Raw genomic sequence first — 15934 nt, 5'->3', positions numbered from 1 at the left:
CCGGGCGTGGGAAGGTTCGGGTGGCTGTCGTACCGGTGGTGGGCTGCTCGTAGGCGGTCCGCCCGGCCGGTGTGGCGCGGGGTCACCCCGCGCCGCCCACGGCGGCTTCGACGAGGAGAGGCAGGGCCCATGCAGGCTCAGCGCAGGCCACCGCGCACGGAGCGGAGCCAGACCCGGGACGACCGGACCGGCGGCGGAATGACCGGGGCGGCCACGCCACTGACGATCTGGGCGGCCGCCGTACTGCTCGGCCGGATCGGTGCCGGCGACGACGACGTCGAGGACGAGCGGCACATCCTGCGCGGCATCGAGTGATCCCGGCCGCGCGGCTCAGAGCCAGCCGCGCCGCTTGAAGATCACATAGAGGGTGCCGCAGACCAGCAGCATCAACAGCAGCGCGAAGAGGTAGCCGAAGCGCCAGTTCAGCTCCGGCATGTGGACGAAGTTCATGCCGTACACGGTGCCGATGAGCGTGGGAGCGAAGAGGATCGCCGCCCAGGAGGAGACCTTCTTCAGCTCCTCGTTCTGGCTGTAGCTGGCCGCGGTGAGGCTGCGCATCTCCTCGTTCTGCTGCTGCGAGACGAGGGTGGCGTTGACGGTGAGGATGTTCTGCAACAGGTGCCGGAAACCGTCCACCCGCTCCACCACCTGGGTCAGGTGGTCGGTGACGTCACGCAGGTAGCGGCGCAGTTCCTCGTCGGCGCTGGCGCTGCCGGCGCCGTCGGCCAGCGCGTCGAGCACGCTGAGCAGTGGACGGGCGGCCCGCTGGAACTGGATGACCTCGCGGCTGAGCCCGTAGATGCGGCGGCTGGCGTTCGGGTCGCCACCGAACACCTGGGTCTCGATCTCGTCGATGTCGTTCTCCAGCCCGGCCACCACCGGCGCGTACCCGTCGACGACCTGGTCGAGGATCGCGTAGAGGACCGCCTCCGGCCCGCGGGCGAGCATCTGCGCCTCGGTCTCCAGCCGCCGCCGCACCGCGGCCAGGTCGGGCGCCTCTCCGTGTCGCACGGTGACCACGAAACCCGGGCCGATGAACAGGTGCAGCTCGGAGAACTCGACCTCCTCCCGGAGGTCGTCGTAGCGGGCGGCGCGCAGCACCACGAACAGGGTGTGCCCGTACCGCTCCAGCTTGGGCCGCTGGTGGGCGTTGATCGCGTCCTCGACCGCCAGGTCGTGCAGCCGAAACTCCCGCGCCAGCGAGGTGATCTGCTCGATGTCCGGCCGGTACAACCCGATCCAGGCCATCGCGCCGTCCTGCTCCTGCAGACAGCGGTACGTTTCGGCGAGGCCGGACGGCGAGGCGAACCGGTGCCCCCGGAGGTAGACCGCGCTGTCCACCAGGCCGCCGTGGGACGCGCCGGGTGACTCCGCGGACGGCGCCACGCCGACAGTCGTCTCGTACTCGTCGAGTTGGCGTCCGAAGCCATCACCCGGGCGGAAGCGACGGCCGCCGACCATGCCCTGTCCCCTCCCCCGGGTGCCGTCCCATCCAGCCCGGGGCGCTGCTTCCCCAGTGTCCTGGGCCCTGAAACCCGCAGTGGCGTCGGCTGTGTTCCGCACACCGGCGGACGGGGCCGGTCCGACGGGCGGATACTCACGGTGACCGGGGTTGGGATGACGGGGGACGCGCCGGTGACTGTCGACAGACGCGCCGGCCGGTTGCGGGGGTGGCTGCTCGACGCCGGCTCGGACCAGGCCGTGCAGCACCCGGGGCCGCACGGGCGCCCGCCGGAGCACCGGCACCACCCGTGGTGGAAGGTGATGTGCCTGACCGGTGTCGACTACTTCTCCACGCTGGGTTACCAGCCGGGCATCGCGGCGCTGGCCGCCGGGGCGCTCTCACCGGTGGCGACTGTGGTGCTGGTGCTGGTGACTCTGCTGGGGGCGCTGCCGGTCTACCGGCGGGTGGCGGTGGAGAGCCCGCACGGTGAGGGTTCCATCGCGATGCTGGTACGCCTGCTGAGCTACTGGCCGGGCAAGTTGCTGGTGCTGGTGCTGCTCGGTTTCGCGGCCACCGACTTCATCATCACCATCACCCTCTCGGCCGCCGACGCGACGGCGCACATCGACGAGAACCCGTTCTGGCCGAGCGGGCTCAAGGGTCACGAGGTGCTGGTCACGCTGCTGCTGCTGTCGCTGCTGGGCGCGGTGTTCCTCAAGGGATTCGCCGAGGCCATCGGGATCGCCGTCGTGCTGGTCGCGGTCTACCTGACGCTGAACGCCGTGGTGGTGGCCGACGCGCTGTGGCGGGTGGTGACGCACCCGAGCGCGGTAGGTGACTGGACCACCGCGCTGACCACCGGGCACGGTGATCCGTGGCTGGTGGTCGGGTTGTCGCTGCTGGTCTTTCCGAAGCTGGCGTTGGGCCTGTCCGGCTTCGAGACCGGGGTGGCGGTCATGCCGAGCGTACGGGGTGATCCGCAGGACTCGGAGGCCCAACCGCTGGGCCGGATCCGTGGCGCCCGCCGGCTGCTCACCACCGCGGCGGTGATCATGAGCGTCTTCCTGATCACCAGCAGTGTGACGACCACAGTGCTCATTCCGCCGGAGGCCTTCCAGCCGGGCGGGCCGGCGAACGGGCGCGCGCTGGCCTACCTGGCGCACGCCCACCTCGGCGAGGTGTTCGGCACCGTCTACGACCTGTCCACCATCGGAATTCTCTGGTTCGCCGGGGCATCCGCGATGGCTGGTCTGCTCAACCTCGTGCCGCGCTACCTGCCCCGTTACGGCATGGCGCCCACCTGGGCGCGAGCCGTCCGGCCGCTGGTGCTGGTCTTCACCGCCGTGGCGTTCCTGATCACGATCATCTTCGAGGCCAGCGTGGACGCGCAGGGCGGCGCGTACGCCACCGGGGTCCTGGTGTTGATCACCTCGGCCGCGACGGCGGTGACGCTCGCGGCGCTCCGGCAGCGTCAGCGCGGCCGCACCATCGCGTTCGGGGTCATCGCGGTGATTTTCGTCTACACCACGCTGGCGAACGTGGTGGAGCGCCCGAGCGGCGTCAAGATCGCGGGCTGTTTCATCGGCGGGATCATCCTGGTGTCGGCGCTGTCCCGGCTGATGCGGGCCTACGAGCTGCGCGTCGACCACGTCGAGCTGGACCACGCCGCGGCCCGGATGATCGACGAACGCGCCGGACGGCGGATCCGCCTCATCGCGCACGAACCCGACCGGCGCGACGAGGTGGAGTACCACGCGAAGCTGGCGCAGACCATGGCGGACAACGACTTTCCCGACGACAGCGACGTCATCTTCGTCGAGGTCACTGTCACCGACCCGTCCGACTTCGAGACCGAGCTGCTGGTCCGCGGCAGCGTGGTCGACGGCCGCTTCCCGGTGCTCAGCCTGGCCAGCTCGTCGGTGCCCACCGCGCTCGCCGCCCTGCTGCTGGAGATCCGTGACCGCAGCCGTCACCGCCCCCACATCTACTTCGAGTGGTCCGAGGGCGGCCCAACCCGCAACTTCCTGCGCTACCTGGCGTTCGGACAGGGCGCCATCGCCTCGGTGACCCGGGAGATCCTGCGCCGCCAGGAGCCCGACCCGCACCGTCGACCGCACGTGCACGCCGGCTGACCTGCGAGTCGACAGCCGTCGCGCACAGTGAGCGTGGTCATACCGACTGGACGATCCACCCGTTCGTGCTGCTAGCCTCGGCGCAGGTCATGAGCGCCAGCGCGAAGCCCCGGCTCGCTGGCCGGCAACCCTCCTCCGCGGTGGGGTGCCCCGGGTGAAGACCAGGCACCGGCAGGACGTCGGTGCAAGCGTGGCCTGGCACCCAGGTCAGCACAGACCCGGGAGAACCATGCGCATCCTCCGCACCACCCCACCGACCGACGTCGCGGACTCCCGCACCGGTCGACCCTCGCCCGCACTGATCCGGCGGCGGCACGTGGACATGATGCGAATGTGCAGCGCCGCCTGTCGTCGCGGCACCGCGCTCTAGCACCCCCTTCCCCAGCTCCTTTCCCACCGGTACGCCCATCGGGCGTGCCGTCGGTGGCGCACGTGCGCGCCCAGACACCACACTCGGAGACACCAGTGCGATTCCTTCCTGCCCTGACCCGTGCCGCCGCCCTGGGCGCGGCCACGATCCTGGCCGCCACCACCCTCACCGCCTGCGGCGACGACAGCTCGTCCGACGCCACCGCCAACCCGTACCGCCTGGCCCAGGCGGGTGTGCTGCGCGCCGGAACGCTTACCGACGCCCCGCCGAACGTGTACCTCAAGGACGGCAGGTTCACCGGCTTCGACAACGACCTGCTGACCGCCGTGGCCGGCAAGCTCGGCCTCACCGTCGAGTTCGTCGGCACCGACTTCTCCGCGCTGCTCAGCCAGGTGAACAACCGCAAGTTCGACGTGGGCAGCTCCTCCATCACCATCACCGAGGCCCGCAAGAAGACAGTCGACTTCGGCAACGGCTACGACTTCGGCTACTTCGGCCTGGACGTCCCGGCCGGCTCGCCGATCACCGGCTTCGACCAGCTCACCGGCAAGCGGGTCGTGGTGGTGCAGGGCACCGTCCAGGACGACTACGCCACCGGCAAGCAGCTCAACCCGGTGCGGGTGCCGGACTACAACGGTGCGATCAACCAGCTCAAGGCGGGCACCGCCGACGCCTGGATCGCGCCGGCGGAGATCGGCGAGAAGTCGGCCGCCGACAGCAACGGCAAGATCACCGTGGCGGCCAAGCAGCTCAGCCCGGCACCGACCGCGTACGCGGTGGCCAAGGGGAACGACAAGCTGCGCGAGGCGCTGAACAAGAGCCTCGACGAGGTCATCGCCGATGGCACCTGGAGCCGGTTGCAGGCGCAGTACTACCCGGGTCGGCCGATCCCGGCGGACTTCACACCGGGCAGCGGCACGGTGAAGGCCCCGTCCGCGTCGGCCACGCCGTCGGTGTCGGCTGTGCCGACGGGGCCGTCGGCGTCCGCGTCGACCGCTTCCTGAGCCGGTGACGAGCGAGCGGGGCGGTAGGAGGAGCGACCGATGGATCCGTTGAGCACCCTGTGGGAGACCTTCTTCGACGCCGACGCGATGCGCGAGGCGCTGCCCGAGATGCTGACCGTCGGGTTGCCCAACACGCTGATCCTGGCGGTCTCCGCCGCCCTGCTCGGCTCGGTGCTGGGCCTGCTGCTGGCCGTCGCGGGCATCTCCCGCAGCCGCTGGTTGCGCTGGCCGGCACGGGTCTACACCGACGTGTTCCGGGGGCTGCCGGCCGCGGCGACGATCCTGCTGATCGGCGTCGGGCTGGCCCCGCTGGGCATGCAGGTCTGGGGGCCGGATCCCTACCCGTTGGGCATCCTGGCGCTGTCGCTCATCGCCGCCGCGTACATCGGGGAGATCTTCCGCTCGGGCATCCAGTCGGTGGAGGCCGCCCAGTTGGAAGGTGCCCGGGCGCTCGGCTTCTCCTGGGCCGACTCGATGCGGCTGGTGATCATTCCGCAGGGCATCCGGCGGGTCTTGCCGGCCTGGGTGAACCAGCTCATCGCGCTGATCAAGGACTCCAGCCTGGTCTACTTCCTCGGCCTGGTGGCCAGCCAGCGGGAGCTGTTCCGGATCGGGCAGGACTACGCGGCCACCACCGGCAACGAGTCGGCACTGCTGCTGGCAGGGCTCTGCTACCTGGCGTTGACAGTTCCGCTGACGCACGTCGTCAACTGGATCGACAGGCGGCTGCGCAACGGTCGGCCGGCCACCGTGTCGACCGAAGAGGACGACGACATCCTGTCGTACGCCGCGACCCAAGGAGATCGGCGATGACCACCGCCACGACGACCTCGGTCAGCCTCGACGTACGCGACGTGCACCTCGCCTTCGGACCGAACCGGGTGCTGCGCGGCGTCGACCTCTCGGTGCCGCGGGGCGCGACGGCCTGCGTCATCGGGCCGTCCGGGTCTGGCAAGTCCACACTGCTGCGCACCATCAACCGGCTGATCGAACCGGACCGGGGCGACGTGCTGCTGGACGGGCGCAGCGTGCTGGGCGACGACCCGGACGTGTTGCGGCAGCGGGTGGGCATGGTGTTCCAGCAGTTCAACCTCTTTCCGCACATGAGCGTGCTGCGCAACGTCACGCTGGCGCTGCGCCGGCTGCGCAAGCTCGATGCGGACGAGGCGGAGACCGTCGCTCGGGCCCAGTTGGAGCTGGTGGGGCTGGCCGGCAAGGCGAACTCCCGCCCGGCGCAGCTCTCCGGTGGTCAACAGCAGCGGGTGGCGATCGCCCGCGCGCTGGCGCTGCGGCCCGAGGTGATGCTCTTCGACGAGGCCACCTCGGCGCTCGACCCGGAGTTGGTCAAGGGCGTCCTCGGGGTGATGGCCGACCTGTCCGCCGCCGGCATGACGATGGTGGTGGTGACCCACGAGATGGGCTTCGCCCGGCAGGTAGCCGACACCGTCGCCTTCATGGACCGGGGCGTGGTGCTGGAGGCCGGCCCACCCGAGGCGATCTTCGAGCGGGCCGAGCATCAGCGGCTTCGCCGGTTCCTCGACCAGGTGCTCTGAGCCTGGGTCACTCGTTGGGTCCTCGCCCCAGCAGCCGGATCTCCTCGTTGTCCAGCGCGGCCTGGAGTTCCTGGAGCACCAGGTCGTCGATCTCCCGGTTGTCGCGCAGTCGGGTGACCTCCCGCCTCTTGTGGGCGAGGACGCCGAGGCGCAGTCGGCGTTCCAGCCGGCGCTCCTCGGCGGTGTTCCCGCCGCTCTCGTTGAGGTCCGCCAGATGCCGCCGGTACTCGGCCTCCAGCCGACGCACCGAGTCATCCTGGGCACCGATCTCCGCAGCTACCCGCGGTAGGGCGGCCAGGCCCACCTCGGTGGCGCGCCGCCGGGCGTTGCGGGCCTCGTCGACGCGTTCCGGGTCGCCGCTCAGCCCGGCCCAGCGGACCACCAACGGCAGTGTGGTGCCCTGAAGCAGCATGATCAGGACGATCACCAGCGCGGTGACGAAGATGATCAGATCGCGTTCGACCACCGGTCGACCGTCGACCATCACCGTCGGAACGGCCAGGGCGGCGGCCAGCGAGACCGCGCCCCGGAAACCGGACCAGCCCGCGACGGTCCCCACCCGCCAGCTCGACGGCCCCTGGCTCGGGTCCATGATGCGGCGCCGCCGCAGCCTCGCGGCCTGCGCGGTCAGGTAGACGAAGAGAAGCCGGGTGCCGATCACGACCACTGTGACCACCAGCACGATCACCAGAGCCCGCCCGGGCGAGGTGCTGGTGATGCCCCGCACCGCGCGGGGAATCTGCGTGCCGAGCAGGACGAACAGACCGCCGTTGATCAGGAAGGTGGACAGGTCCCAGAACGCGTACGCCAGCACCCGGGACCGGGCCCGGATCACCCGTGGGCCGGCGTAGGCCAACACCAGGCCGGCGACCACCACCGCCAGCACCCCACTGGCGTGCACCGAGTCGGCGAGCAGGAAGGCACCGAACGGTGTCAGCACGCTCAACGCGCCCTCGCGCAGCGGATCGTCGAGCCGCTTGCGGATCAGCACCACGGCGGCCCCCACCAGCAGACCGGCTGTCACACCGCCGACGCTGGCGCCGACGAACTCCTCGCCGACGCCCAGCACGCCCGGGTCGGCGCTGTGGCTGAGCAGACCCACCGCCACCGCGAAGACCACCAGCGCCGTACCGTCGTTGATCAGGCTCTCCGCGTGCAGGGTGGTGAGCAGCTTCCGGGGCAGCCGCTTGGCCAGGCCGGTGACCGCGGCGGCGTCGGTCGGCGCGAGGACCGCGCCGAGCACCCAGGCGGCTGCGGGATTCACCCCGAACGCCTGCGCGGCGAACGACACAGTGACCATGGTGAGCACCACCAGCACCACGGCGAGCAGCCCGATCACGGGCAGGTTGGCCCGGATCTCCCGCAGGCTGATGGTGAGGCTCTCCCGGTACAGGATCGCCGGCAGGAAGATCAACAGGACCAGGTCGGGTTCCAGGGTGACCTCGGACAGCGGCGGCGTGAGTCCGAGCAGTACGCCCAACGCGATGAGCAGAACCGGCGGGGCCACCCGGTACCGGCCGCCGAGGGTGGTGCCGACGAGGACTGTGACGCCCAGCGCCACGATCAGGATGAGCGCCTCCACGCATACCCCCCCTCGGACCACTGCCGACGGTGCACGCGCCGGTGCTTCCATCTGACCGCACCCGCCGGTGGGTTCCGGCGGAAACCGGCAAGTCGCCCGGGTCCTCGGGTCGGATCAGGCGGTTGCGCGGGCGCGCGCGCTCACCGCGCGAGCCGTACGACGGTGCTCGGCCGCCTCCTCGTGCCGACCCAGCGCGGCGGCCAGGTCGGCGAGGTGCCCGGCCACCGGGCCGACGGTGAGCACCCCGCTGCCGGCGGCCAGTTCGTCGGCGGCCGGCAGCAGCTCGGCGTGGACCCGGGTCATCGTGGCCCGGTCGTCGAGGGCGCGAGCCGCCCGACCGACGAGGCAGAGCCGCACCTCACGCAGCAGATCGTGCGGCCCCTCGGGAAGCGTCAGCAGGGCGGCCGCGGCGGCGTCCCGCTCGTCGGCGGCGACCAGCAGCAACGGTCGGACCCACGGCTCGTGCGGACCCCAGTCCAGGTCCGCCCAGTCGTCCGCGCCGAGCCCGGCGGTCGGCCGGTCGGCGCCGATGGTGTCGGCCAGTCGCAGACCGAGCAGGGCCAGCGGGAGCAACCCCTGGGTCAGCCCCGGCATGCCGTCGGCGTTCGCCCGCTCGGCAGCCGAGCGGTACGCCCGTTCCGCCGCGTCCGACTCCCCGTCGAGCGCCAGGCGCAGCGCGGCGTACCACCGGGTGAAGACACCGACCAACGGCAGCTCGTACCGTTCGGCGAGCCGGTCGGCGGCGCGGGCGTGCGCGTCGGCGGTGGGCCGGTCGGCCAGCGCACAGTTGGCCTGGACCAGGACCAGGTGGCCGAGCACCTCGAAGGTCACCAGGTGGTGCCGGGCGGCCAGTTCGACCAGTTCCACGCCGATCCGGGCCCGCGCGTCGGCCAGACCGACGCTGTGGAAGGCGTGCATGAAGCGGGCGTTGAGCGCGAAGGCCAACAGCCCGGGGTCGCCGATGTCGCGGGCGATCGTCTCGGCCTCGGCCGCGGCGCGACGGCCCCGATCGTGTGTGGTGCCGCGCAGCTCCAGCGCGAGGGTGCTCAGCAGCCGGCTGCGCTGCGCCGAGCCGGTCGGGCCGAGCGCGGTCAGGGCGTGTTCGGCGGCTCGGACGATGTGCCCGGAGAGCAGGTCGTCGTCGTTGCGCGTCCAACTGGCGGGCACGTCGAAGCCGGCTAGGGCCTCCTGGATCAGCACGGCATCGCCGGTGGACTCGGCGACCGTGATCGCCTCGGCGCGCCGTAGCCGCGCCTCGGCCAGCCGGCCCGTCACGGCCACCGCCCGCCCCAGGCCGAGCAGCGCTGTCACCCGCCCACGCGGCTCGACCCCGCCGGCGCTGTCGTACGCCTCGATCACCTGGCCCCACAGCCGGGCCGCCTCGTGCGGGTTGCCGCCCCGTTCGGCCCGCTCGGCCGCCACCTGGGCGTATGTCGACGCCTCGGCGGCGTGGGCCGGCCCACCGGCGCGCAGCAGGTGGTACGCGAGGTTCGCCGGCTCGACAGGTTCCCGTTGTCGCAGTACCTCGGCGACGGCCGCGTGCCAGGCGGCCCGGCGCGGCGCGGACAGGTCGGCGTAGAGCGTGTCGCGGACCAGGATGTGGGTGAAGCGCAGCCGCCCGTCGGACTCTCGTTCGGTGAGGAACCCGGCCGCCAGGGCGCGGTCCACGGCGTCCAGCGCCGCCGTCGGGTCACCGGCCAACGCGCCCAGCACGTCCGGGTCGAGGTCCCGACCGAGCACTGCCGCCTGCCGCAGCACGGTGCGGGTCGAGGCGGACAGCTGCGCCAACCGGTGCCGGATCACGTCACGTACCCCGGGCGGCACGGCGGCCAACCCCGCCTGGCCCGTGCTCGCGAACAGCTGGGCCAGCTCGCGGACGAAGAACGGGTTGCCGCCGCTGCGCCGGTGTATCGCCCGGGCGGTGGCCGGGTCCGGTTCCGCCCCGACGATGGCGCCGACCAGCTCGCCGGTCGCCGACGCGGGCAGGCCGGCAAGATACTCCCGGACCGGTTCCAGCCCGGCGGCGCGGGCCAGGGTGGCGGTCAGCTCCGGGCTGATCTCGGTGGCCCGGTAGGTGCCGAGGATCAGCACCGGCCCGCTGGCCGGCTGCGGGCCGGTGAGCAGCGCGGTCAGCAGGTCCAGGGTGTCGCCGTCGGCGCGGTGCAGGTCGTCGAGGACCAGCAGGACCGGCTCTTGGTCGGCGACCGTCGAGATCAGCGCGGCCACCGCGCGGTGCCGACGGAACCGCACGGTGGCGGGGTCAGCCGAACCGTCTTCCGGGTCGGCGACGACGGCGACGGCGGCGGGCCCGGCGAGCGCGTCGGTGATCTGGGTCCACGGCCACGCCGGTGGTGCCCCCTCATATTCCGGGCTGCGCCCCCATGCGGTGACCCAGCCCTGAGCGGCGAGTCGCCGGGTCAGGGCCTCGGCCAGCGCCGTCTTCCCGGCACCCGGGTCGCCGCTGAGCAGGGCGAGGGCGGGCTGGCGGCGGCGGGACGCGGCCTCGGCGGCGCGCCTGAGCCGCTCCAGCTCGGCGTCGCGGCCGACGAACGGGCGCTGCTCCGCCTGGACGGGTGCAGCGGGTTCCCCGAGGCCGGGGCTGGCCCGATCGAGGGCCGGGGCGAGGTGCGGCGCCTGGGCCAGGATGTCGGCTTCCAACCGTCGCAGTTCGGGCCCCGGGTCCACGCCCAGCTCGGTCACCAGCACGTGGCGGGCCTCCCGCAGCGCGGCCAGCGCGTCGCCCTGCCGGCCGGCGCGGTACCGGGCCGTCGCGAGCAGCCGCCAGGCGTCCTCGCGCAGCGGATGGCTGGCCAGGTGCTCCGGCAGGTCCGCGGCGGCCTCGTCCGGTCGACCCACCGCCAGAAGCGCCTCCGCCCGCCGCTCGACGGCGAGCATCCGCAGCTCGTCCAGCCGGTTGATCTCCGCTAGCGCCCAGGACTCGTTGGCGCAGTCGGCGTACGCGGGCCCGCGCCAGAGGCCGAGCGCCGCGTCCAGCGCGGCCAGGGCGGGCGCGGGACGTCCGGCCGCCAGCAGCCGGGCCGCCTCGCCGACTGCCGCCTCGAACTGTCCGGCGTCCACCGCGTCCGGGGCGACCTTCAGCGCGTACCCGGGTGGCTCGGTGACCAGGATCCGGGGCGGCTGCCGGGGTGGTCTGTCGGGTTCCAGGGCCCGACGCAGGTCGGCCACGAAGGTCCGGATCGCGCCCAGCGCGCCGTCCGGCGCGACCTCCCACAGGTCGTCGACGAGACGATCCACCGGCACCACCCGACCGTGGGCGATCAACAGGCGGCCCAGCACCAGGCGCTGCCGGTGTCCCCGCAGGGGGACCGGGCCGCGCTCGGTCGCGGCGATCACCGGCCCGAGCACGCCGAAGGTCACCGCGACGGGCGCCGTCAGCTGCCTGGTCATGGCACCAATCTAGGCCGGTGGCCCGGCCGGCACTGATCCGACGCTGACCGGCCGCTGATCACCGCCGGGCAGGCTCGGTGCGGTACGACGGCGACGGGCCACCGCCCCGCCGGCACTGCTCACCAGGAAGGTTCCCAGTGGACCCGAAGATCAACGGATTCGACTACCGACGCGTCACGGTCGCCGACGGCGTGACGCTCAACGCCGCTGTGGGCGGTTCCGGGCCGGCGATCGTGCTGTTGCACGGCTTTCCGCAGACCCACCTCATGTGGCGGCACGTGGCCGCCGATCTGGCCGCCGACCACACGGTCATCTGCCCCGACCTGCGCGGCTACGGCGACAGCGCCAAGCCCGTCGACACCGACGGCACCGGGTACGCCAAGCGCACCATGGCCGCCGACATCGTGGCGCTGGCCGGCGCGCTCGGTCACGAGCGGTTCGCGTTGGCAGGGCACGACCGGGGCGCCCTGGTCGCGTTCCGCGCCGGCCTCGACCATCCGGCGGCGATCAGTCACCTGGCCCTGCTCGACGTGCTGCCCACGCTGGACATGTGGGACGTGCTGCACGGCGCCAGCGCCGCTGTGGCGTTTCACCTCTACCTGATGGCGCAGCCGCCCGGCCTGCCCGAAGAGCTGATCGCCGGCAGCCCGGACGCCTTCTTCGGTCACTTCCTGGACGTCTGGACCCGTGATCCGGAGGCCCTGCCGGCGGAGGTGCGGGCCGTGTACCTGCGCGCGTCCCGCGACGCCGTTCCCTCGATCGTCGCCGACTATCGGACGTCCGCCGGGATCGACGTCACCCACGACGCCGCTGACCGGACGGCCGGCAACCAGCTGCGGATGCCGGTCACGGTGCTCCAACAGGACTGGGGCGCGGCGCTGGGCTACGACGCGGCGGCGGTGTGGCGGGCCTGGGCGCCGGACCTGGACCACCAGACGGTCACCTGCGGACACTTCATGGCGGAGGAGGCCCCGGCCGAGGTGCTCCGGGCGTTACGCGCCCTGCTCGCCCGTTGATTGATCGGCGGCCCGGCCCAGCACGCTCACCTTGAGCAAGATATCCGACACTCGGCGTCATCGGCCGGGCGTGCGGGCCGGGTCGCCGCGCTTTACCGCCCGATGTGCAAAACCAACCAGTAACGGGCTCTGACCTGCAGGAACGCGACGCTGCACCAGGTGGACGGCAACCGGTCATCGGTGCTACACAGGCAGATACCGGCAGCCAACGACGTCGTGTCGCTCCATCTTCTCGCCCAACGACCGTCCACAGGCAACGCACCACCGGGCTTGGCCGCACGAACCGCGCCTCGACGTCGCGACCCACCGAACGGCACTGGTCCACCGAGCGCTGCCGGACGCCGGTCCTCGACCAAGGAGTTGCCGTGGGAACCCTACGAATCCGATCCCGTCACCAGCCGTACGAGATCGCTGTCCTGGCCGCGGCACCGCTCTGCGGCATCCTGATGATGGCCCTCGATGTCCGGCCGACGTCAGTTCAGGTGTCGATGCCGGAGCCCATCCAGGTCGCCTGGGAGCTGGGTCTGATCGCTGTGGGCGTGGGTGGACTACTGGGCATCCTGTGGCCCGGCCGGCTCTCCACCGGGCTCGGCCTCGAACTCGCGTCGGTGCTGGTGCTCGGCACGATCACGGGCATGTACGCGGTAGCCGTGTTGGTCATGTCGGGCAGGAATTCCATCGTCGCCACGTCGTTCGTGATGGCGGTGACCGTCGGGTCACTCTGGCGGGCCACGCAGATCGCTATCGACCTTCGTCGCCTGGCCCGTGCGTGCGAATTTGTGACCTACGAACAGTTGCAGGCAGGTGTCACGTGATTACCGCACCCGCGCCAACCGCACCGCACTGGGTGCAGGTGGCGCTCAGCGTGCTCGGCATCCTCGGCGGCGGCACCGGCCTGGCGGCGATCGCCACCGTCGTGGCGCAGAGGGGCAAGTTCAAGGCCGATGCCGCCGACACGCTCACCGAGGCCGCCCTCACGCTCGTGCAGCCGTTGCAGACCCGGATCACCCAGTTGGAGGGCGAGGCGTTCAGCGCCCGGTCCGAGCTGGGCACGCTCCGCGAACAGGTCAACCAGTTGCAGTTCGTGGTCAGGGTGCTCACCCGGACGTTGGATCGCTGGCGCACCGCGATCCGCGCCCCCGACGCCACGCTGCGCAAGGTCCGGATGACGGTGGCGGAGTCCGACCGGATTCCCGAGATGGACCATTGACGGAAGTGGTGTCCCGCACGGCCCGACTCACGGCCGCCGGCTCAGCCGGCACCACGAAGGCGTTCGGTGAGTTCGCGCACCGCCGCCCGGAACTCGGGGTCGGTCTCGCCCGGATGGTGCCCCCGCAGCGGCGGCGCGCACCGTTCCCCCGGTGCCGCCAGCAGGTGCGCCGGGTCCCGCAACCGGCGGTCGACCTGGCTGGCCGGATCGGCCGGATCGGGGGCCGGATCGCCGGGGCGGTGTGCGGCGAAGACCCAGCCGCCGACCGGGTCGGTATCCCGCCAGAGGTTGATCCACCGCCACTCGACCCGCTCCCCCACCTCGCGCAGCACCTGCTCGTTGAGGTAGGCCGGAAAGAGCCGGGCGTACAGCCGGTCCAGCGGTGACCCGTAGGTGAGCAGTGCGACCCGTTGACGTACCCGCGGGGGCAGCCGCAGCACCGCGAGGGCGAGCAGCGCCGACCCGTGGCTGTGCCCACAGAGCAACACCCCGTCGTGTCGTTCGGCCAGTTGGCTGATCCGGTCGGCCAACTCCGGCACCGCCCGGTCGGCGTAGCTCGGCGGGGCGAACGGGTGCGCGGCCCGGGGCCAGAAGGTGCCCAGGTCCCACAGGATGCCGACATGCCGGCGAAACCACGCGGTCCGATAGGCGAACACGCCACCTGTCACCAGCGTGAGCAACAACGCCGCCAGAAGGTAACTGCCCCCGCTGAGCCCCATCTGGACGGCGTCGGCCGGCAGCCCGAGCAGATGCCGGGTCAACTCCTCCGGTTCGCGTCCGGTGCCCCCCACCAGACTCGTGGTCACTCCGACCACCGCGAGCGCCGCGTACGTGGCCGCCAGCAGACCCAACCACTCGGTGAACCGCGCCCGGGCGATGGTCTTCGTCGTCAGCCGTAGCCGGCCGACCGCCTCCGGCGGCACTACCGGGAAGTCACGGGCGGTGATCGCCGCCGCCGCACGCCGCCGACGCCGCCGCGACACCACTGACATCGCGCCGCAGAGCAGCACCGCCGCGACCACGTGCAGGAAGAAGGCCAGCAGCGTCCAGCGGTACGGCAGCGGTGGCCCACCGTCAGCGCGGTAGCCACCGAGCAACTCCCCCGTCTGGTAGACGAGGCCGGCGGAGAGCGCGCCGGTCAGGCCGACCGCGAGGGCGGCGAGGACCGCCGCGCCCAGGCCACCCGGCAGCGCGGCCCGGCCGCCCACCCGACCGTGGTGCCCCAGCACCGCCCCGCTGAGCAGCGCCAACAAGACCATCTGGCCGAGCAGCGCCCCGCCGGCGATCCCGCCGTAGCCGGGAAGTCCGCCCGCCGACGACCAGTCCCGCCGGTCGCTGGCCACTGTGATGAGGGTCGTCACGCTCAGGACGGCCGCCACCACACCCGCGGTGCGGGCGGTCCAGGTGGCAGTTCGCGCGGTAGCCGCCCGGTCGATCATCCCCGGAGTGGCGAGCAGACCAACGCAGGCCAGCAGCACCGCCGCGCTGAGCGCCAGCAGCAGCGTCGTGGAGAACGTCGCGCCGCTGGCGCGACGGGCCGTGAGCAGCACGACATTGAGTACGGCGAGCGCCGCGGCCACATGGATCGCGCGCAGTCGATGCACCAGCGGCTCCACCGCCCACAGTGGGTTGTCGGCCGGACCTGGCCGCCGGGTGCCGAGGAGGCGCAGGACCGCTATGGCGGCGATCGGCAGGAGCGCCAACACGGCCAGCCGCTGCCCGACGTGCCGGCCGTCGAGCCCGCCCATGGTGTCGAAGGGCGGGCGGCAGCGGGACGCGCCGAGGCACCGCCAGGCGAGCAGGTCGAGGGCGACCCCGGCGATGGACACCACGTACAGCACTGTGAGGTTGAGCGCGAGGAGCCGACACAGCACGCTGACCGCGGCGGCGCGGCGGCGGCCGGTGGGGCGCATCCACACCGCCACGTTGCTGAGCATGAACGGCAGCAGGAAGACCATGGCGAGCGTCCGGCCGACGGTGCCGGTGGGCAGATCACCCCAGCGGTACGCCTCAACCGTCACCCCGTCCGGGCCGACGCCGCCCGAGCGGGCGGCCCGGTGGAAGCCCCCGCTGCCGTCGCCGGCGACCTGCCGAACCTGCGGCTGGTCGAGGATGACAGTGGGGTCCGCCCCGGAGACGCCGTGCACCCGCAACTCCACAACGTCGTGTCGTCGCTGTTGGTCGCCGTGTCGCGGTTCCTGCTCCGGCATGGGGG

The 15934-nt window shown here is 72.3% G+C and carries 12 protein-coding genes and 1 riboswitch; of the genes, 8 read left to right on the top strand and 4 right to left on the bottom strand.

Annotated features, from left to right (window positions below):
• Nucleotides 1-129 precede the first annotated feature (129 nt).
• Nucleotides 130-315 carry a hypothetical protein gene (locus AB0B94_RS22770; RefSeq protein WP_091401337.1) on the top strand — a complete coding sequence of 62 codons (186 nt, stop codon included), beginning with the start codon at nt 130-132 and terminating at the stop codon, nt 313-315.
• Between the two features lie 15 nt (nt 316-330).
• Here AB0B94_RS22770 and corA read toward each other — a convergent pair whose 3' ends face one another.
• A complete protein-coding gene (gene corA, locus AB0B94_RS22765; protein ID WP_357283408.1) occupies nt 331-1461 on the bottom strand; it encodes a magnesium/cobalt transporter CorA in 1131 nt (376 codons plus the stop codon).
• 174 nt (nt 1462-1635) lie between these two features.
• On the opposite strand from corA, the gene AB0B94_RS22760 reads away from it, so the two are divergent.
• The 4 genes from AB0B94_RS22760 (at nt 1636) to AB0B94_RS22745 (ending at nt 6503) form a co-directional block, all read left to right on the top strand.
• On the top strand, nt 1636-3576 hold the full coding sequence (locus tag AB0B94_RS22760) for an amino acid transporter (RefSeq protein WP_357283403.1): 1941 nt from the start codon (nt 1636-1638) through the stop codon (nt 3574-3576).
• A gap of 85 nt (nt 3577-3661) precedes the next feature.
• A riboswitch (SAM riboswitch) is annotated at nt 3662-3773 on the top strand.
• Between the two features lie 268 nt (nt 3774-4041).
• Nucleotides 4042-4950 carry an ABC transporter substrate-binding protein gene (locus tag AB0B94_RS22755; RefSeq protein ID WP_357283400.1) on the top strand — a complete coding sequence of 303 codons (909 nt, stop codon included), beginning with the start codon at nt 4042-4044 and terminating at the stop codon, nt 4948-4950.
• 39 nt (nt 4951-4989) lie between these two features.
• Complete coding sequence (locus AB0B94_RS22750; protein WP_357283395.1) at nt 4990-5763, top strand: amino acid ABC transporter permease; 774 nt, start codon at nt 4990-4992, stop codon at nt 5761-5763.
• Nucleotides 5760-6503 (top strand): amino acid ABC transporter ATP-binding protein, encoded by a 744-nt coding sequence (locus AB0B94_RS22745; RefSeq protein ID WP_357283389.1) that lies wholly within the window; start codon nt 5760-5762, stop codon nt 6501-6503. Before AB0B94_RS22750 ends, AB0B94_RS22745 begins: the two co-directional genes overlap by 4 nt.
• 7 nt (nt 6504-6510) lie before the next feature.
• Here the strand turns inward: AB0B94_RS22745 and AB0B94_RS22740 are convergent, their stop codons facing one another.
• Together AB0B94_RS22740 and AB0B94_RS22735 are read right to left on the bottom strand one after the other, a co-directional pair.
• Nucleotides 6511-8085, bottom strand: coding sequence for a Na+/H+ antiporter (locus AB0B94_RS22740; protein ID WP_357283384.1), 1575 nt, complete (start codon nt 8083-8085; stop codon nt 6511-6513).
• 114 nt (nt 8086-8199) lie between these two features.
• Nucleotides 8200-11493 carry a BTAD domain-containing putative transcriptional regulator gene (locus AB0B94_RS22735; RefSeq protein WP_357283378.1) on the bottom strand — a complete coding sequence of 1098 codons (3294 nt, stop codon included), beginning with the start codon at nt 11491-11493 and terminating at the stop codon, nt 8200-8202.
• A gap of 137 nt (nt 11494-11630) precedes the next feature.
• On the opposite strand from AB0B94_RS22735, the gene AB0B94_RS22730 reads away from it, so the two are divergent.
• The 3 genes from AB0B94_RS22730 (at nt 11631) to AB0B94_RS22720 (ending at nt 13719) form a co-directional block, all read left to right on the top strand.
• The gene (locus AB0B94_RS22730) at nt 11631-12509 is read left to right on the top strand and encodes an alpha/beta hydrolase (protein WP_357283373.1); all 879 of its coding nucleotides are present in this window, start codon (nt 11631-11633) and stop codon (nt 12507-12509) included.
• Nucleotides 12510-12874: 365 nt separating this feature from the next.
• Nucleotides 12875-13324 carry a hypothetical protein gene (locus AB0B94_RS22725; protein WP_357283369.1) on the top strand — a complete coding sequence of 150 codons (450 nt, stop codon included), beginning with the start codon at nt 12875-12877 and terminating at the stop codon, nt 13322-13324.
• A complete protein-coding gene (locus AB0B94_RS22720) occupies nt 13321-13719 on the top strand; it encodes a hypothetical protein (RefSeq protein ID WP_357283365.1) in 399 nt (132 codons plus the stop codon). The genes AB0B94_RS22725 and AB0B94_RS22720 overlap by 4 nt, the downstream gene beginning before the upstream one ends.
• Nucleotides 13720-13760: 41 nt before the next feature.
• Here AB0B94_RS22720 and AB0B94_RS22715 read toward each other — a convergent pair whose 3' ends face one another.
• Nucleotides 13761-15929, bottom strand: a complete 2169-nt coding sequence (locus AB0B94_RS22715; RefSeq protein ID WP_357283362.1) for a hypothetical protein — start codon at nt 15927-15929, stop codon at nt 13761-13763.
• Between the last annotated feature and the right edge of the window lie 5 nt (nt 15930-15934).

The sequence above is a fragment of the Micromonospora sp. NPDC048986 genome (genome assembly GCF_040649335.1).
Classification (GTDB): Bacteria; Actinomycetota; Actinomycetes; order Mycobacteriales; family Micromonosporaceae; genus Micromonospora; species Micromonospora alfalfae.
The sequence above is the reverse complement of the archived record's forward strand: the minus strand, read 5'-3'. Positions and strand labels throughout refer to the sequence as shown.

What these genes read in the sequence shown, in the direction of transcription:
- AB0B94_RS22770 (WP_091401337.1), top strand. Translation starts at nt 130, where the DNA reads ATGCAGGCTCAGCGCAGGCCACCGCGCACGGAGCGGAGCCAGACCCGG.
- AB0B94_RS22715 (WP_357283362.1), bottom strand. Translation starts at nt 15,929, where the DNA reads ATGCCGGAGCAGGAACCGCGACACGGCGACCAACAGCGACGACACGAC.
- AB0B94_RS22745 (WP_357283389.1), top strand. Translation starts at nt 5,760, where the DNA reads ATGACCACCGCCACGACGACCTCGGTCAGCCTCGACGTACGCGACGTG.
- AB0B94_RS22750 (WP_357283395.1), top strand. Translation starts at nt 4,990, where the DNA reads ATGGATCCGTTGAGCACCCTGTGGGAGACCTTCTTCGACGCCGACGCG.
- AB0B94_RS22735 (WP_357283378.1), bottom strand. Translation starts at nt 11,493, where the DNA reads ATGACCAGGCAGCTGACGGCGCCCGTCGCGGTGACCTTCGGCGTGCTC.
- corA (WP_357283408.1), bottom strand. Translation starts at nt 1,461, where the DNA reads ATGGTCGGCGGCCGTCGCTTCCGCCCGGGTGATGGCTTCGGACGCCAA.